Genomic DNA, 22,042 nt, shown 5'->3' with positions numbered 1-22,042 from the left:
ATGGCCGAGGAAGGACATTCGGGCGGCAAGTTGCCGAGCGATATTGCCGCGCTCAGCTTCGAGGAGGCTTTGGCTGAGTTGCAGGACTTGGTGAAGCGCCTGGAACGCGGCGACAACAAACTGGACGACGCCATCAAATCCTATGAGCGTGGCGCGTTGCTGAAACGCCATTGCGAAGCCAAGCTGCGCGAGGCGCAATTGAAGGTGGACAAAATCGTGCTGGGACCGGATGGCGCCGTTGCTACCGAACCCGCCAATCTTGACTGAGGTTTTCCGTGTCGATTGATATCGCCCTGAATGAGGCCGCTGGTGCGGTCAACCGTCTGCTCACCGATCTGCTGCCGCCGGTGGATGGTGCAGAAAATCGCGTCCTTGACGCCATGCGCTATGCGACCATGGGCGGCGGCAAGCGGATCCGCCCATATCTGCTGATCAACAGCGCGGCGCTCTTCGACGTGTACAGCGAATACGCGCTGCGCGCCGCAGCGGCGATCGAGATGCTGCATTGCTATAGCCTGGTGCATGACGATCTGCCGGCGATGGATAACAGCGATCTGCGCCGTGGCCGGCCGACGGCGCACAAGGCTTTCGATGAAGCCACGGCGATTTTGGCCGGCGATGGTCTCTTGACCATGGCCTTCGAAATACTGGCCGATCCGAAGACCCATCCGGACGGACAAGTACGTGCCGATCTAGTTCTTGCCCTGGCGAAGGCCGGCGGTGCCGCCGGCATGGTCGGTGGCCAGATGATCGATCTTTGGGCCGAGAAGAACGAGCTCGATATTGGCGCCATCACCCGGTTGCAGCGCCTGAAGACCGGCGCGATCATTGCCTTCTCCTGCGAGGCGGGCGGCATCCTCGGTCACGCTTCAATGGCCCAGCGCCATGCCCTGATTTCCTATGCGCATGATCTTGGTTTAGCCTTCCAGATCGTCGACGATCTTCTTGATGCCGAAGGCGATGCCGAAACCACCGGCAAGCCGGTCGGCGCCGATGCGAAAGCCGGCAAGGCGACCTTCGTCTCCATCCTGGGCATCGACCGGGCACGCGATCAGGCGAAGCTGCTGGGCCAGCAAGCCAATAGTCATCTCGACATGTTCGGCGCCAAGGCCGATCCGCTGCGTTGGATGACGGAATTCGTCCTGACCCGAAAGAACTGATACGAGGATCCAATGGCCAGTGCGGCCCAGCCAAACCGGGATCCTGCAGATCGCCGGGGAAGCTGGCGGCGCGGGACCTGGATTCAGGAAGTCCTGGCGACGATGGGCCTGGCGGCGCCCATCGCGGCTGGTCTGCTGGCCGAGATGGGCATGAGTGTCGCCGACTACGTCATGGCCGGCCGGCTCGGCGCCAGCGATCTGGCAGCAGCCGGCCTCGGCGTACAGATGCTCTTCGCCTTCCATCTGCTGCCGATGGGGGCGATCGGCAGTGTCAGCGCTTTGGGCGCCCAAGCCCATGGCGCCGGCAATGCCGCGATGGTCAGCCGGGTGGTGCGGCAGGGCCTACGTTTCGCCACCTGTCTAGCTGTCCCGGCCTGTCTGATTATTCTTGCGGTTGCGCCCTTGCTACGGCTGTCCGGCCATTACGAGGATGAGATCGTGGATTGGATCGGCGCGCTGCTGCTGTTCGGCATGCCATCGATCCCGGCGGTCCTCTGGTTTACCGTCCTGCGAAACTACGTCACCGTTCTCGGCCGGCCCGTTATCGTCACGAGCATTATTCTATGCGCGCTGCCGCTGACCTTAATAGGCAATTACGTGACGATGTATGGCGCCTTCGGCTTTCCGGCCATGGGCGTTGCCGGTATCGGCCTGACCATGTCCGTCGTGCAATGGCTGCAGCTCGCCTGCCTGGTCGTCTATATCAACCGCAATGGCGTGCTGCGGGCTTACCATGTGTTCAGCGACCTGCTACACAATGATAACGCAATCTTCATCGATCTCTGGCGGGTCGGCTGGCCGATTGCTGCCGGCTATGCCTTCGAAGCCGGCTTATTCGTGGCTTCCACCATTTTGATGGGTGAGTTCGGTGTCGCGACATTGGCCGCGCATAACGCCGTCATCAATTTGACCTCAATCAGTTTCATGATCCCCTATTCAATCAGCCAGGCAGCGACGGTTCGGGTCGGTTATGCGATCGGCCGGGGGGCGGCGCGCGATGCAAGACGGTCCGGGTATATCGCAATCTGCCTCAGCATGATCTGGATGCTGTTTGCGGCGATGACCTTGAGCTTTGCGCCGCAGACGCTCTTGTCCTTTTACATGGATGTGAATGATCCGGCCAATGCGGCGGCGGTGGCCATGGGGCTGATGCTGATGCCGATCGCCGCCTTGTTCCAATTGGTCGACGGTTTGCAGGTGGCGACGATTGGATCGTTGCGCGGGCTCAAGGATACCAAGATACCGATGATCCTCTGCGGTTGCGGCTATTGGGCGGCAGGTCTCGGCAGCGGCTACCTGCTCGCCTTCAATTTCGGTTTTGCCGGCCCCGGCCTGTGGTGGGGATTGGCGATCGGCCTCGTCGTCTCGGCGGCCTTGCTCTTCCTGCGCTGGAAGCAGATGGCCCACCGCTATGTCGCCGGCATCGCGACGGTTCCAGCATAGGGACGATGATGGCCAAGGAGCGCGCCGATAAACTGCTGCTCGATCGGGGATTGGTGGAAAGCCGCGCGAAGGCCCAGGCGCTGATCATGGCGGGACTGGTCTATGCCGGTACCCAGCGGATCGACAAGCCGGGCCAGACCATTGCGACCGATGCCGAACTGATCCTCAAAGGTCAGGATCATCCATGGGTGTCGCGCGGTGGCTTGAAGCTGGCCCATGGGCTCGATCATTTCGCGATCGATCCCACCGGCATGATCGGCGCCGATATCGGCGCCTCAACCGGCGGCTTCACCGATGTGCTGCTGACCAAGGGGGCTGCCAAGGTCTATGCGGTCGATGTGGGGCATGGCCAACTGGCCTGGAAGCTGCGGACCGACCCCCGGGTCGTGGTGCTGGAAAAAACCAATGCCCGCAATCTCGATACCGTAGAGATTCCCGAGCCGCTGGACATCGTCGTCTGCGATGCTAGTTTCATCGGCCTGCAGGTGGTGCTGCCGGCGCCACTCGGCTTGACCAAGCCGGGGGCCTGGGCCATCGCTTTGATCAAGCCGCAATTCGAAGTCGGTCCTGGCCAGGTGGGGAAGGGCGGTGTGGTGCGCGATCCGGCTTTGCATCAGGCGGTGATCGACCGCATCACCGCCTGGTTTGCTGGCTTGCCCGGCTGGTCGGTGATCGGCGTCACCGAGAGCCCGATCCTGGGGCCGGAAGGCAATAAGGAATTCCTTATTGCAGCGCGCCGTTCGCACTGAGCGGCGGCATCATCATCTCCGGCAGTTGCTGCTGACTTGCCCCGAGTGTGAAGAGGTCGGTCAGACCCTTGCTGGTAAGGCCAAGACGGGTTGCCCAACGCTGTAACACGGCCGGCTGCAAATCGCTCATAAGACGTCCACCAAGGAACCGAGACAGCAACTTCGTCGTCTCCTGCTGTTCCGACGGATAGGCAACCAGCCGGACCTGGGTCTCCGGTCTGAGACCAGCCTCCTGCTTGGCGAGCTCGATAGCGACTGACCAGCCGCCAAGGGCATCGACCAGCCCGCGCGCCTTGGCATCCGCACCGGTCCAGATTTGACCTTGGGCGACCGCTTCGGTCTTGCTTGGATCGAGCCGGCGGCCCGACGCGACCTTGCCGACGAAGTCCGCATAAATGGTGTCCAGGCTGTGCTGCAAATTGTCCCACTCACCTTTGGAGTAGTCCTGAGTCGGACTGTCGATACCGGCCTGATTGCCGGCGGAGATGCCGTCGACACCGATCGACAAATTCTTCAGCAAGCCGCCGATGATGACCTTTCCGCCGAAGACGCCGATCGATCCTGTGATGGTGCCGGGCTGGGCGACGATCTTGGTTGCTGGTGCGGCCACGAAATAGCCGCCTGAGGCCGCGAGGCCGGACATGGAGACGATGACCGGGATATTGGCAGCCCGCGCCCGATTGACCGCGCGCCAGATGGTATCTGCGGCAACATAGGAGCCGCCCGGCGAATCGATCCGCAGGATGATCGCCGATACATGGTCGTCTATTGCATCGTCGATCGCATCCCGAACCGTATCTGCCCCCATCGTCATACTGCCGCTGAGAGGGTCGTCTTCGCTGCTGGCAAGAATGACCGGGCCAGTGCCGTAAATGGTAGCGATAGCGGGACTATCCTTGGACGGAACAGGAATCTGCTTGGCGTAAGTGGCAACGGTAACTGTTTGATCCTTGTCGGGATCGATCCGCAACGGCTGGTCAATGGCATCGCGATAGGCAAGATCGTCGACCAGGCCCAGCGACTTGCCTTCGACCGCGGTCAGCGGTGCGCGATCGATTGCGGCCCGCACCGCTTTTGGGTCGAGCTTGCGATCACGAGCGACGTCGGTCACCAATTCATTCAGCCAGGAATCCGCCAGTTGCTGCATGTTCTGCCGCTGCGGATCCGGCATGGAGGATTGAGTGAAGGTATTGACAGCGCCCTTGAATTCCTTGCGCTGCCCCATCCGGGCGCTGATGCCGAGGCGATCGAAGATACCTTTGAGAAAAGGTGTTTCCAGATGAAAGCCGGTCAGGCGGAGATCGCCAGAAGGCTGCAAGGTAATTTTGTCGGCTGCACTCGCGAGGTAATAATGAAGCGTTCCGTCACCGCCTTCGCCAAAGGATTCGGCAAAGGCCTCGACTCTCTTGCCAGCGCGGCGAAAGGCGAGGATCGCATCGCGAATTTCCTGGACCTGGGCGATATTTATTTCGCCACGGCCGGCATAGACGACCAGCCCGTCGATCCGGTCGTCACGGCTGGCGGTGTCAAGGCCGCGGACGATATCCCTGATCGCGACGCCCTTGCCGAAACTGAATGGAAGGGCGGGTGGCTGTTCCGTGACGCCCTTGCTCAAATCGAGCGTCAGCATCGCATGGGCTGGTATCGGCTTGGGACTTTCGACAAAATGGCGCATGGCGAGACCGCCGGCGATCAGGGCAATGATGAGAAAAGCGCCGGCGACGGCGCAGACCCACAAGACAAGCTTGCCTAGAAACCGGATGACAGACATAACGCGATCTTCTCCTTACTGCTCCGCCCGAGGACGCATGATAGCCTATCGATTTATCTCTGTCTGTCGCTTGTCACAGTGGAAAATCCCGTCGAAAGCCCGGCCGTGATGACACGCCATCGACGACCAGCAAAAGGAAAACGCCCGACGTCGCCGACCGAACCGGGGGTCACTGTCGAACTGACGATCGACAGTCTCGGCCAGCAGGGCGATGGCATAGCCCTGTATGAAAGCCGCCCGGTTTTCGCGCCTTTCACCTTACCGGGCGAGCGGGTGCGCTTGCGTCTTGGGGCGAAACGGGGCGAGGGGCGGGTCGGCAATCTCAGCGATATTTTGGAACCGGCAGCTGAACGCGTTGTTGCCCCATGCCGTCATTTCGGAATTTGTGGCGGCTGCGCTATCCAGCATCTCGATCTTGCCGCTTATCGTCGGTGGAAGATGGATGCTGTCCGGCATACGATGGCGCAGCGTGGGATCGATATGCCAGCGGTGGTAAAGTCCGTTTTTATTCCCGCCGGTACGCGCCGTCGCGCTGTGCTCGCGGTCCGCGGCCAGGGTCGCGGATGCCATATCGGATTTCACCGTGATTTCAGCCACGATGTGGTGGATCTCCAGCAATGCCTGTTATTGACGCCGCGCCTCTTCGCCCTGATCGGCAAGATGCGGGTGCATCTATGTGATGCGCTTGCGGCGGGCGAATCCTGGGATCTGCTCGCGACTGAAAGTGAGACGGGTCTTGACCTTTTGATCACGGCAAAGACTGAGCCCACGAATAATCAGCGTTTCGCACTCGCCGATTTAAGCCAGGCGGGCGGCATTGCGCGTATTTCCTGGATCAATGGCGGCAAGAAAGGACAAGCGCAGCCGGAACCGATCGCCCAGTTGCATATGCCGCAGGTTCGCTTTGGTGATGTGTTGGTGGACCTGCCGCATCAATCCTTCCTGCAGCCGAGCCTTGAGGGCGAAATAGCCCTGCGTGACGCCGTGATGGCGGGTTTCGAGACAGCCGATCACGTGGCAGACTTATTTTCCGGGTGTGGAACCTTCAGTTTTCCCTTTGCTAAGCGAGCAAAGATAACAGCAGTAGAAGGATCGAAGCCCGCGGTTCAAGCTTTGGCGGCAGCAGCGCGGCGGGCTCAGCTGTCCGATCGTGTCGAGGCGGTACAACGTGATTTGGATGACGCACCGCTTATGCCTGAAGAGCTGAAGAAGTTCGATGTCGTCGTTTTCGATCCGCCGCGGGCCGGTGCCAAGGAGCAGGCGGAGCAACTCGCGAAATCGGCTGTGCCCCGTGCTATCGGCGTTTCCTGCAACCCCGCCAGCTTTGCGCGCGACGCCCGCCTCCTGATCGATGGCGGCTTCCGGCTGACGGACCTGACCGTGGTCGATCAGTTTATCTGGTCATCCCATGTGGAAGTGGTGGGGCGCTTCGAGCGCTGAGGACCTAGGCCAGAGACTCATAAGCGCGGAGCCAAAGCCGCATCGAGGCAAGCTGCACCATAGCGAGGAAGTTAGCGGCGAGTTTGTCGTGTCGGGTGGCGACGCGGCGGAAGTGCTTCAGCTTGGAGAAGAAACGCTCGACGAGGTTACGCTCGCTGTAGAGGCGCGCCATTCAAAGTCTGTCAGGTCATATGGCTAATGGTAAGCCTTGCATCAGTATCCGGCGCGATGTGAAAGCAGCCAGTCGGCAAACGACCTCAAGGCAGACTTACGAAGACGCGCGGAGCGCCTTCGTAAGCTGCCGTAGATTTAAGCACTCATCACGCGAAGCTGGTGGAGCGCGAAAGCTCCTCCCAAGCGCTGATTTCGGCTCGCATCCCGTCGAGCTTCTGTTCGACCAGCCCCAGCGCGTCATCGCCCAGGAACAGCCGCACCGGCGGATTCGCGGCCTCGACCAGCGCGAGCAACGCCTGCGCAGCCTTGACCGGATCGCCTGGCTGGTTGCCGCTCTTGGCCTGTCGTGCGGCGCGGATCGGGTCCATGACCGCGTCATAGTCAGCAAGCTGGCGCGGCGTGCGCTCCATGGAGCGCCCGGCCCAATCCGTGCGGAATTGGCCGGGAGCGAGCGCCGTCACGCGAATTCCAAAGCCCGCCACTTCCTTGCCGAGTGCTTCGGAGATGCCTTCGAGCGCGAATTTGCTCCCGCAATAGAAGGCGATCCCGGGCATGGTGATGAAGCCGCCCATGGAAGTGACGTTGACGATATGCCCGCGGCGCCGTTCGCGCATGCCTGCGAGTACCGCCTTGATCATCGCGACGGGCCCGAAGACGTTGGCGGCGAACTGGCGCTGGAGATCGTCCATGGACGACTCTTCCAGCACGCCCTCATGGCCGTAACCCGCATTATTCACCAGCACGTCGACTGGCCCCACCTGTCGTTCGGCCTCGGCGACGGCCGCTGGGATCGCCTCGAAATCGGTCACGTCCAGCATGACCGGATAGGCGCGTTCGGGCGCGAGCGCCCCGAAGACCTCGGCGTCGCTCGCCCGCCGCACGGTGCCGATCACACGATGGCCCGCTTCGAGCGCGCCCGAGGCAAATGCTCGTCCCAGGCCGGAACTGACGCCGGTGATGAGGAAAGTCTTAGAGATGGCAGCTCCCATGGTCTAACTCCGGGCTATGATATAAACTATATCATGATATAAATAGAGGCATGACACGAAACAAGACCCAGGCTTCTCCCACCGCCGCGAGGGGCGAGCCGCTTCGCCAGCGCGTGATCGACGCGGCGGAGCGGTTGCTCCGCCAGGGCAAGGCCGATTTCTCGATGCGCGACCTTGCTACCGAAGCCGCGGTCAGCTTCGCGACGCCGTTCAACCAATTCGGGAGCAAGGCCGCGATCATGCATGCCCTTTCGGCTCGGCGGATTGATACGATGGCAAAGCGCTTTGCCGGCATGTCGCCGCCTCCCGATGCCGCCGGCCGGGTGCTGTTGGCGATCGACACGGCGGTCGAGGTGATGCTGGAAGAACCAGAGGTCAATCGAGCCGTGATGGGATGGATCGGCACCGCCGGCCCGTCCCCCGGAACGGTCCTGGCGCACTCGACAGCCTTATGGTCGCTGGCCCTGGGAGACGGCGAAGGCTTGAGCGCGGCGGGCAGGCAGGAGGCGCTGCGTCGTTTGTCGGAACAGCTCGCCTTTGCCTTTCGTGGAGTTCTGTCGTTCTGGACCGCTGGCGAACTGCCGGATGAGAAGCTTGCCACGAATGCGCGAGAGATCGCAAAAACCTTGCTGCTCGGATTTGCTGAACGGCCGCTATTCTGCGATTCTGCCTCCTAAGCTGCCGTTCGGGAATCCATCCCATCTCAGCCGTTCGCGTTTATGGGTTCATGGCCTAGAGGCCGAAGCCCTCAGCAAGAATCTGCTGCAATGCTGGGCGTGCTGCGGGGGCAGCGTCGCTATCGTTGAGATTGAGCTCGGTGATGGCTGCACCGGCCAGCGAGAAATGCTGGCGCAGGCGTTGCAGCGAGCGGCAGAGGGCTTCGAGCGTCAAACCCTTGGCGGCAGGCACACCCACATAGGGAAAGACCGCGGGATCGAGCACATCGAGATCGAGATGCAGGTAGATCCGGCTGAGGCCGCGACCGGTGATCGCGGCGATGAGATCGTCAATTCTATCCGGCTCCGACAATCGGAAGAGATCGAGCCTGGCGATATCATCGGTCTCCGACGGATCGCAATCGCGCGCCGAAATATAGAAGACCTGAAGCGGCGTGTAGGGGCAGGGGACATGCCGGATCAAGGAAGCCGGGCCGTCGCCCATCAGGGTCCGAGCGACCATGCCATGGAAATGGCCGCTGGGCGAACTGGCGGGCGTATTGAGATCGGCATGGCCATCGATCCAGACCAGCGCCACCTCGCCAGGCGCCTCCTGGTGAGCCCAGGCGGCGGTGGTTAAATCGGCCGCGCAATCGCCACCAATCGTGAGCACGGGACCTGCCGGCAGCGCCTTGCGGAGAGCGGCAGCACGATCCGCTTGGCGGGCAAGGACATCCAGGCCCTTCACGCGGTCCTGGATCATGAGCGGCTGATTGTTAGCCTCGCAGGCAATGGCGTGTTGTGGCAAGGATGAGGGCAACAGTCTGCTGAGAAACTGCGTGCCGGCAGCATAGCCGATGGGCCGCGCCGCGCCTTGCCATTGCGGGAAAATGACGGCGGCGAGGAAATTCGACATTATCGTCTCGCCTCATCCCTGCCGGGCGTCGCGTGCTTCAGTTGGTGAAACCGCATTGCGCGCGATGGCGTAACAGATGATCCGCGAGAACGATGGCCATCATGGCCTCGCCGACTGGCACGGCACGAATGCCGACACAAGGGTCGTGACGGCCGGTGGTCGAAACATCGACCTCATGGCCTTCTATATCGATGCTCTTGCGCGGCGTCAGAATTGACGACGTCGGCTTCACCGCGAACCGCACGACCACATCCTGGCCGCTGGAAATGCCGCCGAGGATCCCGCCGGCCTTGTTCGACAGAAACTCGACCTTGCCGTCCTTTGCTGCATTGGCACCGGCACTGCCATGGGCCATGCGCATCTCATCGGCATTTTCCTCGCCGCTGAGCGCGGCGGCGGCAAAACCGGCGCCGATCTCAACGCCCTTCACTGCATTGATACTCATCATCGCGCTGGCAAGATCGGCATCGAGTTTGCCGTAGATCGGCGCGCCGAGGCCGGCAGGAATCCCGCTCGCCACCACTTCGACGATTGCGCCGATCGAAGAACCGGCCTTGCGCACCTCATCGAGATAACCCTCCCATTGCGCCGCCATGGCCGCGTCCGGGCACCAGAAGGGATTCTGTTGGGTCTGGGACCAGTCCCAGTTGTTGCGGTCGATCTCCCGGTTGCCGATCTGGACCAGGGCGCCGCGAATGGCCACGTCCTTACCGAGGATGTGCTCCAGCACCAGCCGGGCCACGCCGCCGGCTGCGACGCGGGCGGCGGTTTCACGGGCCGACGAGCGGCCGCCGCCGCGATAGTCGCGCATGCCGTATTTGGCCCAATAAGTGTAATCGGCATGACCGGGACGGAATTGATCCTTGATCTTGCCGTAATCCTTGCTGCGTTGATCCTCATTGCGGATTAGTAGGGAGATCGGGGTGCCGGTCGTCTTGCCTTCGAAGACGCCGGACAGGATTTCCACCTGATCCGGTTCACGCCGCTGAGTGACGAACCGCGACTGGCCGGGCTTGCGCTTATCGAGCCAGGTTTGAATATCGGTTTCGGTAAGCGCAATGCCGGGTGGGGTTCCATCCACTACACAGCCTAGAGCGGGGCCGTGGCTTTCGCCCCAGGTAGTGAAACGGAACAGATGGCCAAAACTGTTATGCGACATATCCGTGGATCGCGACTCAGCCGCGCTCGTTGAAGTTTTTCAACATCTCGGCAAGATCCCCGGCGGCATCCGTCCGCATCATGCCGACGACGTTATAACCGCTATCGACATGGTGCAGCTCACCGGTCACGCCGCGCGACAGATCGCTGAGCAGATAGAGGCCGGCGCCGCCGACATCTTCAATGGTGACATTGCGCTTCATCGGCGAGTTCAGCTCATTCCAGCGCAGGATATGGCGGAAGTCACCGATACCCGACGCGGCCAGGGTCTTGATCGGGCCGGCGGAGATTGCATTGACCCGGATATTCTGCTCGCCGAGATCGGCCGCGAGGTAGCGTACGCTGCATTCCAGGGCGGCCTTGGCAACGCCCATGACGTTGTAATGCGGCATGACGCGTTCGGCGCCGAAATAGGAGAGGGTCACCAAACTGCCGCCCTCGGGCATGAGATGGCGGGCGCGCTCGCAGATGGCGGTGAAGGAGAAGCAGGAAATATCCAGGGTCTGGGTGAAGTTCTTGCGGCTGGTTGAAACGTATTTGCCCTTCAGCTCTTCTTTGTCGGAGAAGGCGATGGCGTGTACCACGAAATCGAGGCTACCCCATTCCTTCTTGATGGTCTCGAAGGTGGCATCAATGCTGGCATCGTCCGTCACGTCGCAGGGCAGGACTAATTTGCCGCCGACAGATTGCGCCAGAGGCGCCACGCGCTTTTGCAGCGCCTCGCCCTGATAGGTAAAGGCCAGTTCGGCGCCGGCATCATATGCCGCCTTGGCGATGCCCCAGGCGATGGAGCGATCATTCGCGACCCCCATAATCAACCCACGCTTGCCGGTCATCAGGCCGTTTTTTTCAGTCATCCGCATCCCCACAACATACAAAATCGCCATCGCGACGTGCCCGGCATCCTACACCATTACCTATCGGGGTCAACGCGCGGGAATGCCGAGAACTATTCTGGCGGCGCCAAATTTGGAATTTAGTTCAACAGGTTAAGGGTTCGACAGCTTGTTGCGCACATTGTAGCTGTGGGTTTTGGCCCAGCGTTCGATGGCGCTGCGCAAGTCGCTGTCAACTTGATCCGGCAGGGTAACGACAAAGCGAACATATTGATCGCCGCGCTGTCCGGTCTTGGGATTGGTGATGCCCTTGCCTTTGAGGCGGAGTTGCGTGCCCGTATTGCTGTCCTCGGGGACCTTCAGGGCAACTTTGCCGTCTATGGTCGGAACGGTGATGGTGGCGCCGAGGACCGCTTCATAGAGCGTGATCGGCGCTTCGAGCAGAATATCGAAACCGTCCCGCGTGAAGAAAGCATGATCGGCAACCAGCACCTCCACATACGCATCGCCGGCTGTGGCACCACCCGCGCCGGGCAGGCCCTGGCCTTTCAGCCGCAGCGTCTGGCCGGTCTGCGTGCCGGGCGGGATCGTGACATCCAGGCTTTTCCCATCGGTCAGGTTGAGCCGCTTCTTGCTGCCGAGCGCAGCTTCGAGAAAGCTGACTTCGACCTGATAGGAAACGTCGGCCCCGCGCATGCGCATGCCGGCGCGCTGACGGTTGCCAAAGCCGAAGAAGTCACGAAAAACATCCTCGGGACCGCCCGTTTCCTCATCCAAGCCGAAATCCCGTGCGCGCCGAGCACCGCCGGCGCCCCGGCGATAACCGCCATAGCCGCCGAAGCCACGAGGCTGTCCGGATTCATCGATTTCGCCCCGATCGTAGCGTTGCCTTTTCTCGGGATCGCTCAACAGGTCATAGGCGGCAGTGGCCTCTTTGAACTGATTCTCGATCTTTTTATTGCCGGGATTGACATCTGGATGCAGCTTTTTCGCCAGCCGACGATAGGCTTTCTTGATCTCCTCGTCGCTGGCGTTACGCGCTACTCCTAGAAGTTGATAAGGATCGGCCATTCATCACCCCATTCACCTGGGATTAGTTAATCATAGTCCTGGTTTCCCGCAAGGGCGGCTATAGGGGGTTCGCCTGCCGATCCGTCGCCGATTGTCAGCATACAAGTGGCGCGGGTTGTTCTTGAAATTCGCCGGCAAACACGAATCAATGCTATAGATCGTCCTATCGTAACGAGAGGGATTATGACTGAAGAGACATTGCATCCGGAAGCTGAGCCTTTCACGCAGTTCGACCGCTGGTTGGCCGAGGCGAGCCAGCACGAACCGAACGATCCGAATGCGATGGCCCTCGCGACGGTCGGCGCCGATGGGCAGCCATCCGTCCGTATGGTGCTGTTGAAGGATGCTGGCCCCAGCGGATTTGTTTTTTACACGAATATCGAAAGCCGTAAGGGCGAGCAATTGCGCGCAACCGGCAAGGCGGCGTTGCTGCTGCACTGGAAATCCCTGAAGCGCCAGATACGAATCGAGGGAACGGCCTATCCCGTCAGCAACCAGGAAGCCGATGACTATTTCCATAGCCGGCCGCGCGCGAGCCAGATCGGCGCCTGGGCTTCGCAGCAATCCCGGCCGCTGGAAAGCCGGTTCGATCTGGAAAAGCGTGTTGCCCAATATACGGCCAAGTATCCCATTGGAACGATTCCCCGGCCCGATTATTGGTCCGGCTTCCGGGTCGTCCCGGCGCGAATCGAGTTTTGGGAAGATCGTCCCTTCCGGCTGCATGACCGGTTGGTCTATCACCGCGTCGATGGCGGCTGGCGGACCGAGAAGCTCTATCCCTGATCGAGACACCTGTTCGAGACTTGGACATGACCGATCGCGCCAGTGATAACCAGATCAGCGCCCCACCGCTCTCGCTCGATGAAACAGGGCGATTGATGCGGCGGGCAACCCTTGCTTCCGTTTTCGCGGCGGCATTGCTGATTGCGATCAAGTTCTATGCCTATCTTTCCACCGGTTCGGTGGCGCTGCTCTCGACCTTGCTCGATTCGGGCCTCGATATGGCGGCGTCGCTGATCAATCTGCTGGCGGTGCACCATGCTTTGACCCCGGCGGATGCGGAACATCGCTTCGGTCATGGCAAGGCGGAGCCGCTGGCCGGCCTGGTACAGGTGGCTTTCATCCTCGGTTCCTCAGTGCTCCTGCTGATCGAGGTCATCAATCATTTCGCGGAGCCGCAGCCGGTCGAGAATACTGGTATCGGCATCGTGGTGATGGTCGTGTCCATCGCCGTCACCGCGGTGCTGATGGTGTATCAGCGTCATGTCATTCGCCGGACCGGCTCACTTGCGGTGCGGGCCGATGCCACCCATTATTTCAGCGATTTCCTGGTCAATGCCGCTGTCATTGCCGCTTTGGTGCTGAGCGCCTGGTTCGGCCTGTGGTGGATTGATCCCCTTTTCGGTTTAGCGGTTGCGCTGTTCATCGCCTTTACCGCAATCGGCATCGGCCGCGAGGCCTTCGACATGCTGATGGACCGGGAAATGGAAGGTGCCGAGCGCGATCAGATCAAGGAGATCGTGCGCCAGCATCCCGAGGTGCGCGGTCTGCATGAATTGCGCACGCGGGTTGCAGGGCAGTTTCGCTTTATCCAGTTCCATCTGGAATTGGACGCGGATATGACATTGCGTGAGGCGCACCGCATCTCGGATGCTGTGGAGAGGGAACTCTTGCAGCATTTCCCGGGCGCTGAAATCATTATCCATCAAGACCCCTACGGCGTGGCCGAACGCAGGCGGGTGTTCAGGTGACCTGCATGTCGGTTGAGGAGACGAGCGAGGCGAGATGACCGAGACAGCCAGTAAGAAAACCGTCATCCTGACCGGCGCCAGCCGAGGAATCGGCCATGCAACAGTGAAACGTTTCAGCCAGGAAGGCTGGTGCATCATTACCTGCAGCCGGGATCCGGTGCCGGAGGAGTGCAAACGCGACCCCAATTGGACGCATCATATCACCGTCGATCTCGCCCACGCCGATGACGCCGCGAAATTCGTCGAACAGGCCCTTGTTGTGCTCGACGGCCAGCCGGTACATGCACTGGTCAATAATGCAGCCATCAGTCCCAAGACGCCGTTCAAGGAACGGCTTGGTATCCTGAACGGCGACGTCGATGCTTGGCGTGAGGTCTTCGAACTGAACTTCTTCACGCCGCTCACCCTGGCCCGTGGTTTTGCCCGCCCGCTGCATCAAGGCAAGGGCACGGTCGTCAATATCACCTCAATCGCCGGCCATGCCATCCATCCCTTTGCCAGCTCGGCCTATTCAACCTCGAAAGCGGCCTTGTCGGCGTTGACACGGGAAATGGCCGTGGAGTTCGCGGCGCTGGGCGTGCGGGTCAATGCCGTCGCACCCGGTGAAATAGAGACAGCCATGATCGGGGCGGAATACGAAGCCCTCATTCCCCGCATTCCGATGGGCCGGATGGGAACCCCCGGGGAAGTGGCGGGGGTCGTGTTCCGCTTGTGCGGCGAGGATTTTGGCTATGTCACGGGAACGGAAATTTTCCTGACCGGCGGTCAGCACCTGTTTTGATCCTATTGCCGTTCCATGAGCAAATCACCCAACCAGGTTCTGTTGGCGCGGGCTGCGCAGCTGGCGTCGGATTTCCTTGACGGCCTGCCGGAGCGGTCGGTCGGTGTTCAAGCCGACCAAGCCTCGCTCGCTGAGGCCTTAGGTGGCGGCTTGCCGGAAGAAGGGCGGGACCCTTTGGCGGTTCTCGAACGCCTGGTTGCGGCGGTCGATCCAGGCATCGTTGCATCGGCCGGGCCGCGTTATTTCGGCCATGTGGTCAGCGGCGCACATCCGGCGGCTCTGGCGGCCGATTGGCTGACGGCGGCCTGGGACCAGAATGCGGTTCTCTATGCTACTTCGCCCGCCAATGCCGTCATTGAAGAGGTTGTCGGGCGATGGCTTGCTGATCTCTTCGGTCTGTCCGGACCGGGACGGAAGATCAGCGTCGGTTTCGTCAGTGGTTGCCAGATGGCGCATGTCACGGCTTTGCTGGCGGCGCGCCATCATGTGCTGATGAAGGCCGGTTGGGATGTCGAGCGACAGGGACTTTTCGGCGCGCCGCGCATTCAAGTCTTCTGCGGCGCTGACGCCCATGGCTCGGTGACGACCGCACTTCAATATATCGGCCTGGGACGCGATCACAGCGTCATCATTCCCGGCGACGATCAGGGAAGAATGCGTACCGACCTGCTGGCTCAGGCAATCGAGCAGGGGCATGGCCCCGCGATCATTTGTGCCCAGGCCGGCGGCGTGAATACGGGTGCCTTCGATGCTTTTTCCGAGATCGCCGATGTCGCCCAACGCCATGGTGCTTGGCTGCATGTCGATGGAGCTTTCGGCTTGTGGGCCGCCGTAGCGCCGGACCATCGGTATTTGACGGCCGGTATAGCGCGCGCGGATTCCTGGGCAACCGATGGCCATAAATGGCTCAATGTTCCGCATGATTCCGGCATTGTCCTGACGGCACATCCGGCGGCTCATCGCGCCGCCATGTCGGTGCCCGGGGAACCCTATCTTCATAAAACCGGCGAGACCTATCGCGACCCTTATCAATGGGTACCGGAAATGTCCCGTCGCGCTCGAGCGATCGCGATCTACGCGGCCCTGCTGAGTTTTGGCCGTGACGGCATTTCGGCGCTGGTCGCACGGTGCTGCCGCCTGGCGCAGCGGATGCGCGATCATCTGGTTGCGGCCGATGGCGTCACCATACTCAACGAAGTCGTGCTCAACCAGGTCCTGGTGCGGATAGCGGTGCCGGATAATGAGATCGGCGATCAGATCACCGATTCGGTCATAGCCGCGATTCAGGCGGAGGGCACCTGTTGGCTGGGTGGAACGACCTGGCGGGGTCGTCGCGCCCTTCGTATCTCGATCTGCAATTATCGCACAACGGAGGCGGATATCGACCGCTCCGCTGCGGCGATCCTGAAGCAAATCGAACGGATCGTCCGGAACCGGTAGGTCGCTTGGCTACAGGCGTTCGCGCAATCGCCGGAACCATTGCCGGCGGGAATCGACTTCGTCGATTTCGTGATCCAGCCACGATGTGAGAAAAGTGGCCTCGTCGCTGTGATGGCCGCGGAGATCGCCAAGCCGCGCCAATTCCCGGCCGCAAGTTTCCTCTAGCATTTCGATTTGCGCCAATTGCTCCTCGCGAACGAGGAGATCGAGGAAATGCATTTTAAGAGCGATGATCAGCTTGTTGACTTCGCCCATTGGGCCGCGCAGCTTGGCGGTCATCAGGTGTCGGAATTCCTGCTCGCCAGCCGCTGTGATCCGAATACGCTGCTCATCATGGGGCGGTGCGGCATCCGCCGCCTCCATGAGTCCTTCAACCTTGAACAATTCCAGCGACGGGCCCAGCAGATCGAGCGACGGACCGACGATTCGGGCGGTGAAATGCCGGATGTCCCGCGCCAGATCGGCATAGCTCCGCTCTTGCCGAGCCAAGAGGCCCAGGGCTGCCAGCCGGATCGCTTCACTGGGAACGAGACTATTATCCTTGTACATCTTCACCTCAGAATGAGAGGCATTCTAAAGTGGCGAATTCCGACTTGTCCAGCCATCGCTTAACGGCATCGAGGGCCAGTACAGAGGCTTGGCACCAAGGAACAAGGAATCAGCCACCAGCGCATTAACTGGCGAGCGGCAGGGCATGTTCCCGCCAGCAGGCCCGCAATGCCTCCGTTGCGGTGCTAATCATCCGGTCATCATGGTCGGGGCTTGGCGTAAAGCGCAACCGCTCCGTGCCGCGCGGCACCGTCGGGTAATTGATCGGCTGCACATAGATATCGTGCTGGCGCAGCAGCCGGTCGCTGATTGCCTTGCAGGCAACGGGATTGCCCACGCGCACCGGCACGATATGGCTTTCGCTGAGCATCACCGGCAGGCCGGCCGCCAGCAGCGACTGCCGCAATTGCTGCGCGCGCGCCTGATGTTGCCGGCGCAGATCGCTCGCACCGCGCAGGATTTCGAGGCTCGCGCGCGCACCTGCCACCAGGACCGGGGGCAAAGCGGTGGTGAAGATGAAGCCGGGTGCGAAGCTGCGGATGAAATCAACCATCGCGGCGGAGCCGGCGATATAACCACCCATCAGGCCAAAGGCCTTTCCCATCGTGCCTTCGATAATGGTCAGGCGATGGCTGAGGCCATCGCGTTCGGCGATGCCGGCGCCCTGCTTTCCATACATGCCAACCGCATGCACTTCGTCGAGATAGGTGAGGGCGCCGAACTCTTCGGCGACGTCGCAGATCTCCGCGATGGGCGCGATATCGCCATCCATGGAATAGACGGATTCGAAGGCGACGATCTTCGGCCGGGCCGGATCATGCGAAGCCAGAAGCTCCCGCAGATGGCCGGCGTCGTTATGCCGGAAGATATGGTACTCGACTCGGCTATGGCGGATGCCGGCGATCATCGATGCGTGATTCTGGGCATCGGAATAGACGATGGCATTCGGCAATTGCCGCGCCAGGGTTCCGAGGGTCGCTTCATTCGAGATGAAGCCCGAGGTGAAAAGCAGGGCCGCTTCCTTGCCATGCCAATCGGCCAGGGCCCGTTCCAGCAGGACATGCTCATGAGTCGTGCCGGAGATGTTGCGGGTTCCGCCGGCTCCGGCGCCGTAATGCAGCAGGGCATCCTGCATTGCCCGGAGGATCGCCGGATGCTGTCCGAGGCCGAGATAGTCATTGGAGCACCAGACGGTGATCTCCCGGGCTTCGGCATCAGGCCGCTCGCGCCAACGGGCGCGCGGGAAACGTCCGGCCTGCCGTTCGAGATCGGCGAACACGCGGTAACGGCCTTCGGCCCGCAGGTCGCCCAATCGGTCACGGAAGAATTGTTCAAAGTCCATCGCGGTTATCCAATCAACTTACTTGGCCGGCCAACGGCAAGCCGGAACGCAAACTCACTTACAGATGTCCGTCGCGCTTCAGCCACTCGGCCACATCGGCCAGGGATTTTTCAAAACGGACAAACATATCGACCACTTCCGCTTCGCTGATCACCATGGGCGGGCAGAAAGCCAGGGAATCGCCGACGGCCCGGATGATCAAGCCATGATTATGAGCGATCCGAACCAGGTTGGGACCGACTGCCAGCGACGCATCGAAACTTTGACGCGTCGCTTTATCCTTGACCAACTCGATCGCCCCGACCAGGCCAACGCCCCGGCATTCGCCGACCAGGGGATGTTCCCTAAAGCGCTGCAATTCGCGCAGGAAGACCGGTTCCAGCGCTCGCACCCGATCGACAATCTTGCGCTCTTCGTAGATTTTCAGCGTTTCCAGTGCCACGGCAGCGCAGACCGGATGGCCCGAATAGGTGATGCCATGCCCGAAGACGGTGTTCTTGGCGCTGTTGTCTCGTAGGGCTTCGTAGACGCGTTGATTGACCAGGACGGCAGCGATCGGCAGGACGCCGGCGGAAAGCTGCTTCGCCATGGTCATGATGTCGGGAGTCACGCCCATGGTCTGGCTGCCCCAGAAATTGCCGGTCCGGCCGAAGCCGCAGATCACTTCGTCGGCGACCAGCAGGATGTCGTATTTCTTGAGGACGGCCTGGATCTTCGCGAAATAGGTCTTCGGCGGAATAATGACGCCGCCGGCACCCATGACCGGTTCGGCAAACATGGCAGCGATCGTGTCCGGCCCTTCGCGGAGGATCAGCTTCTCCAGGCTTTCGGCGCAACGCGTTGCGAAATCCTCTTCCGACTCGCCGGGATTGCCGAAGCGATAATGATGCGGGCAATCGGTGCGCAGGATGCCGGCGATCGGCAGATCGAAATCGATATGCAGGCCGGGCAGGCCGGTCAGCGAGGCCGCCGCCACGGTGACGCCGTGATAGGCCTTGGTGCGGGAGATGATCTTCTTCTTCTGCGGCCGGCCAAGGCCGTTATTGATGTACCAGATCATCTTGACGACGGTGTCGTTGGCTTCCGATCCGCTATTGCAGAAATAGGCTTTCGACATCGGCACGGGCGCCAGATTGACTAGCTTTTCGGCAAGTTCGACGGTGACCGATGCCACCTTCTGGGTGAAGGTGTGATAGAACGGCAGTTCCTGCATCTGCTTCACCGCCGCCTGGGTCAGGCGTGGTTCCTCGCCGAAACCGAGACCGGAGCACCAGAGGGCGGCCATGCCGTCGAGATATTCCTTGCCATTCTCGTCATAGACGTAGATGCCCTTGCCGCGGGTGATGACAAAACCGCCTTCCTGCTCGTTCTTCTGGGCATTGGTATAGCCATGCAGGTGGAAGGCGGCATCGCGTGCCGCGAGAGAATTCGGCCGAGGGCTCATGATTATTGATCTTCCGTCGTTGCAGAAAGCGGCAGTCTACCGGCCACCTTACAAAAATCCAGCGGGAGGTAATATCTCCTGGCAGAAGGCGAGTGTCAAAGCTGGCATAAGCTTGAGACATTTTGCCTCAACACTATGATTTTAGGGAGGAATCTCATGCCGTTAGCGGTTTGCAGCGGCAGCGTGGCTGGACGGAGCAGAGCCGCCACGGGCATTATCGGCAGGCAGCAGGTCAGGGAGGTGTTGGTCCGATTCTGAAGGAGGACCGATCCCCTGAGCGTGAGCGGCACTGTCAAATCATATCAAAAACCCCGATCGAAACCTCGATCGGGGTTTTCATGTTCACCAGGTATGATTTGCGGGGAGCTTATCTTTCCCTTGTCGGTGGCTGGTTGCGCCGCTCGGCGGGTGCAGCACGTTCGGGGCGATCGCTGTCGCGTTCCACCTGGCGCTCGACATCCCGCCAGCCTTCCGAGGTTTCCTTGCTTGCAGCCTGTTCTTCAAGCCACCTTTCCCGCTGGCGGGCTTCGATCACTTGCCGTTCGCGTTGATTGCGGCTGAGATGCTGTTGCTTCATTCAAACTCTCCCTTTCGTCGGCTTGACCTTCGGCAAACGGCTCGCACTCGCTCGCGTTCCAAAAATCAACGCAATCGTGAGTGCTTCGTTGGATTAGCGGATCATCTTGCCAGTTCTCCCTCGCTCTGATTGATTTGATCTCGTTCAGTCGAAACGATGCGGCAAACGCACTCTCGCAGGGGGAAGAAGGTCATGGCAGGTAACGCAGCGCAGAAACAATTCGCCCTGGATTGGATCGATGGTCATATGACTGACCTTTCCGATTGGAACCAGATCATTTGGCACTTTGCCGAACCGGCCTTGCGTGAGTACAAATCCGCGGCCTGGTATGTCGATCTTCTGCGGCGCGAAGGGTTCGAAGTCGAAGCCGGCACCGGCGGGATGCCGACGGCTTTCGCCGCGAGCTGGTCGAACGATGCCGCAGCCGGCGACCCGGTGGTCGGTGCTTATGCGGAATACGATGCCGTACCGGGCAATTGTCAGGCTGCCAGCACCCGCAAGGAGCCGCGCAACGGCCTCAGCCGCCATGCGGCAGGCCATACCGATCCGCATTCGGCGCTGGGGATCAGTTCGCTTGGCGGCATCCTATCGGCCAAGGCAACGATGCAAAAATTCGGCATTCGCGGAACGATCCGCTATTTCGGCGAACCGGCTGAAAAGCTGCGGCTGTCGAAACCGGTCCACGCGGCCAAAGGCTATTACGACGGCATAGATGCATTCCTGAGTTTTCACCCGACCTATATGCTGCCGCTGGTCAATACCGCGCGCTGGGACACGCATTGCGGCCTCGGCTATGCCTGCATCTATACATTCGACTGCATCGAGCCGGAGAACTGGCTGTCAGCAGATCCCGACAGCCCCATTCCCGCCAGCCATATCTCCGCTCGCGCGCCGGGGGCGAATGACGCCTTGTTCCATATGTTCGGCATGACCAAGCAGGCCCAATCGAACATGCTGCCTTTCACGGGAGGCTGGTCGATCAGCGAGGCCATTCTCAGCGCGGGTCAGGCGACGGCAGACAACTTGCCCGCCCAGACGGCACAGATCCAATATCTGTGGCGCGCACCGACATTGGAAATGGCAGAGACCATTGCCCGAGTGCTGGACAACAATGCCGAAGCAGCGGCCAAAGCAGCGCATTGCCGCTGGACCAAGACTTGGGTGACGAAATCCCGGCCGGGACTTGCAAATCATGTCATGGCGCAGGCGACCTATGACAATCTGAAACTGGCGGGCGCACCGCAATGGGGTGATGAAGCGGTCCGCGCGGCGCAAGCGATGCAGCGCGAACTTGGCATTGAGCCGATGGAAAAGCCGTTTTTACCGGCGATCGAGCAATTGATTGAGCCGCAGGAGGCGGAGCTGCGCTTGCGTGAAACGCTGCCGCCCTGGCAGATCAACTCGACCTCTGACGATTACACCGAATATTGCTGGTATGGGCCGACCGTGCGTTTTTATATCGGCCGGCCGATGTTGAAAGCTGCCCGCGGCGTCAATTATCCCGATTGGGTCATGAACGCTCTTGGCGGCATCCGAAGCTGTATCGATCCGATGATCCGCACCGCATCGAAAACCATTGGCGCAACCATTATCGATCTGATGACGCGCCCTGATTTGCTGAAGGCCGCCCAGGATGAATGGCGCGACCGGACCGGTGGTGGCATCGGTGGCAGCAAATGGATGGAACCATTGCTGCCCGCCGATTTTCGCGCGCCGATCGATTTCCGCTGGCCGGAATATGTCACCACGCCGCGCGGCGAAGAATGGTGGATTCCGGCACGCGAGGGGGAGTGAT

At 60.8% G+C, this 22,042-nt stretch carries 21 protein-coding genes and 1 pseudogene; 11 read left to right on the top strand and 11 right to left on the bottom strand.

Going from position 1 to position 22,042, the window contains the following annotated elements:
• The 4 genes from SMD27_RS15375 to SMD27_RS15360 are packed head-to-tail and all read left to right on the top strand — an operon-like array spanning position 1 to position 3,352.
• Positions 1-267, top strand: coding sequence for an exodeoxyribonuclease VII small subunit (locus tag SMD27_RS15375; protein ID WP_320509293.1), 267 nt, complete (start codon positions 1-3; stop codon positions 265-267).
• A gap of 8 nt (positions 268-275) precedes the next feature.
• The gene (locus SMD27_RS15370; protein ID WP_320509292.1) at positions 276-1,160 is read left to right on the top strand and encodes a polyprenyl synthetase family protein; all 885 of its coding nucleotides are present in this window, start codon (positions 276-278) and stop codon (positions 1,158-1,160) included.
• Positions 1,161-1,172: 12 nt separating this feature from the next.
• Complete coding sequence (locus SMD27_RS15365; protein ID WP_320509291.1) at positions 1,173-2,603, top strand: MATE family efflux transporter; 1,431 nt, start codon at positions 1,173-1,175, stop codon at positions 2,601-2,603.
• An 8-nt stretch (positions 2,604-2,611) separates the two neighbouring features.
• Entirely contained in the window at positions 2,612-3,352 is a 741-nt protein-coding gene (locus SMD27_RS15360; RefSeq protein ID WP_320509556.1) for a TlyA family RNA methyltransferase, read from the top strand.
• On the opposite strand, the gene sppA is transcribed toward SMD27_RS15360, so the two are convergent.
• Positions 3,327-5,123, bottom strand: a complete 1,797-nt coding sequence (sppA, locus tag SMD27_RS15355) for a signal peptide peptidase SppA (protein ID WP_320509290.1) — start codon at positions 5,121-5,123, stop codon at positions 3,327-3,329. The two genes, SMD27_RS15360 and sppA, sit on opposite strands and share 26 nt — an antisense overlap.
• Positions 5,124-5,231: 108 nt before the next feature.
• Between sppA and SMD27_RS15350 the strand changes: the two genes are divergently transcribed.
• The gene (locus SMD27_RS15350) at positions 5,232-6,563 is read left to right on the top strand and encodes a class I SAM-dependent RNA methyltransferase (RefSeq protein WP_320509555.1); all 1,332 of its coding nucleotides are present in this window, start codon (positions 5,232-5,234) and stop codon (positions 6,561-6,563) included.
• Positions 6,564-6,567: 4 nt separating this feature from the next.
• Here the strand turns inward: SMD27_RS15350 and SMD27_RS15345 are convergent.
• Together SMD27_RS15345 and SMD27_RS15340 are read right to left on the bottom strand one after the other, a co-directional pair.
• Positions 6,568-6,726, bottom strand: a pseudogene (locus tag SMD27_RS15345) (IS5/IS1182 family transposase); the annotation flags it as partial.
• 157 nt (positions 6,727-6,883) lie between these two features.
• Entirely contained in the window at positions 6,884-7,726 is an 843-nt protein-coding gene (locus SMD27_RS15340; protein ID WP_320509289.1) for an oxidoreductase, read from the bottom strand.
• A 50-nt stretch (positions 7,727-7,776) separates the two neighbouring features.
• Here SMD27_RS15340 and SMD27_RS15335 point away from each other — a divergent pair, with 50 nt between their 5' ends.
• Positions 7,777-8,403, top strand: coding sequence for a TetR/AcrR family transcriptional regulator (locus SMD27_RS15335; RefSeq protein WP_320509288.1), 627 nt, complete (start codon positions 7,777-7,779; stop codon positions 8,401-8,403).
• A 55-nt stretch (positions 8,404-8,458) separates the two neighbouring features.
• On the opposite strand, the gene SMD27_RS15330 is transcribed toward SMD27_RS15335, so the two are convergent.
• The 4 genes from SMD27_RS15330 to SMD27_RS15315 form a co-directional block, all read right to left on the bottom strand.
• The gene (locus SMD27_RS15330) at positions 8,459-9,298 is read right to left on the bottom strand and encodes an arginase family protein (RefSeq protein WP_320509287.1); all 840 of its coding nucleotides are present in this window, start codon (positions 9,296-9,298) and stop codon (positions 8,459-8,461) included.
• A 37-nt stretch (positions 9,299-9,335) separates the two neighbouring features.
• Complete coding sequence (gene aroC, locus SMD27_RS15325; protein WP_320509286.1) at positions 9,336-10,457, bottom strand: chorismate synthase; 1,122 nt, start codon at positions 10,455-10,457, stop codon at positions 9,336-9,338.
• A 16-nt stretch (positions 10,458-10,473) separates the two neighbouring features.
• Positions 10,474-11,313, bottom strand: coding sequence for an enoyl-ACP reductase FabI (gene fabI, locus SMD27_RS15320; protein ID WP_320509285.1), 840 nt, complete (start codon positions 11,311-11,313; stop codon positions 10,474-10,476).
• Between the two features lie 132 nt (positions 11,314-11,445).
• Positions 11,446-12,363 (bottom strand): J domain-containing protein, encoded by a 918-nt coding sequence (locus tag SMD27_RS15315; RefSeq protein ID WP_320509284.1) that lies wholly within the window; start codon positions 12,361-12,363, stop codon positions 11,446-11,448.
• A gap of 183 nt (positions 12,364-12,546) precedes the next feature.
• Here SMD27_RS15315 and pdxH point away from each other — a divergent pair, with 183 nt between their 5' ends.
• Genes pdxH through SMD27_RS15295 form a run of 4 tightly spaced genes read left to right on the top strand, consistent with a single transcriptional unit; the run spans position 12,547 to position 16,335 of the window.
• A complete protein-coding gene (gene pdxH / locus SMD27_RS15310) occupies positions 12,547-13,146 on the top strand; it encodes a pyridoxamine 5'-phosphate oxidase (protein WP_320509283.1) in 600 nt (199 codons plus the stop codon).
• A gap of 26 nt (positions 13,147-13,172) precedes the next feature.
• Complete coding sequence (locus SMD27_RS15305) at positions 13,173-14,114, top strand: cation diffusion facilitator family transporter (RefSeq protein ID WP_320509282.1); 942 nt, start codon at positions 13,173-13,175, stop codon at positions 14,112-14,114.
• Positions 14,115-14,148: 34 nt separating this feature from the next.
• On the top strand, positions 14,149-14,895 hold the full coding sequence (locus tag SMD27_RS15300) for an SDR family NAD(P)-dependent oxidoreductase (protein ID WP_320509281.1): 747 nt from the start codon (positions 14,149-14,151) through the stop codon (positions 14,893-14,895).
• 15 nt (positions 14,896-14,910) lie between these two features.
• Positions 14,911-16,335 (top strand): pyridoxal phosphate-dependent decarboxylase family protein, encoded by a 1,425-nt coding sequence (locus SMD27_RS15295; protein ID WP_320509280.1) that lies wholly within the window; start codon positions 14,911-14,913, stop codon positions 16,333-16,335.
• Between the two features lie 9 nt (positions 16,336-16,344).
• On the opposite strand, the gene SMD27_RS15290 is transcribed toward SMD27_RS15295, so the two are convergent.
• The 4 genes from SMD27_RS15290 to SMD27_RS15275 form a co-directional block, all read right to left on the bottom strand.
• A complete protein-coding gene (locus tag SMD27_RS15290) occupies positions 16,345-16,884 on the bottom strand; it encodes a hypothetical protein (RefSeq protein ID WP_320509279.1) in 540 nt (179 codons plus the stop codon).
• Between the two features lie 124 nt (positions 16,885-17,008).
• Positions 17,009-18,226 carry a 5-aminolevulinate synthase gene (gene hemA / locus SMD27_RS15285; RefSeq protein WP_320509278.1) on the bottom strand — a complete coding sequence of 406 codons (1,218 nt, stop codon included), beginning with the start codon at positions 18,224-18,226 and terminating at the stop codon, positions 17,009-17,011.
• Between the two features lie 58 nt (positions 18,227-18,284).
• Positions 18,285-19,670 carry an aspartate aminotransferase family protein gene (locus SMD27_RS15280; RefSeq protein WP_320509277.1) on the bottom strand — a complete coding sequence of 462 codons (1,386 nt, stop codon included), beginning with the start codon at positions 19,668-19,670 and terminating at the stop codon, positions 18,285-18,287.
• Between the two features lie 367 nt (positions 19,671-20,037).
• Complete coding sequence (locus SMD27_RS15275) at positions 20,038-20,247, bottom strand: hypothetical protein (protein WP_320509276.1); 210 nt, start codon at positions 20,245-20,247, stop codon at positions 20,038-20,040.
• Positions 20,248-20,439: 192 nt separating this feature from the next.
• Here SMD27_RS15275 and SMD27_RS15270 point away from each other — a divergent pair, with 192 nt between their 5' ends.
• Complete coding sequence (locus SMD27_RS15270; RefSeq protein ID WP_320509275.1) at positions 20,440-22,041, top strand: zinc-binding metallopeptidase family protein; 1,602 nt, start codon at positions 20,440-20,442, stop codon at positions 22,039-22,041.
• The last annotated feature ends 1 nt before the right edge of the window (position 22,042 follow it).

Source organism: Dongia soli, from assembly GCF_034044715.1.
GTDB lineage: Bacteria > Pseudomonadota > Alphaproteobacteria > Dongiales > Dongiaceae > Dongia_B > Dongia_B soli.
Note: the sequence above shows the minus strand (reverse complement) of the source record. Positions and strands in the feature narration are given on the sequence as shown.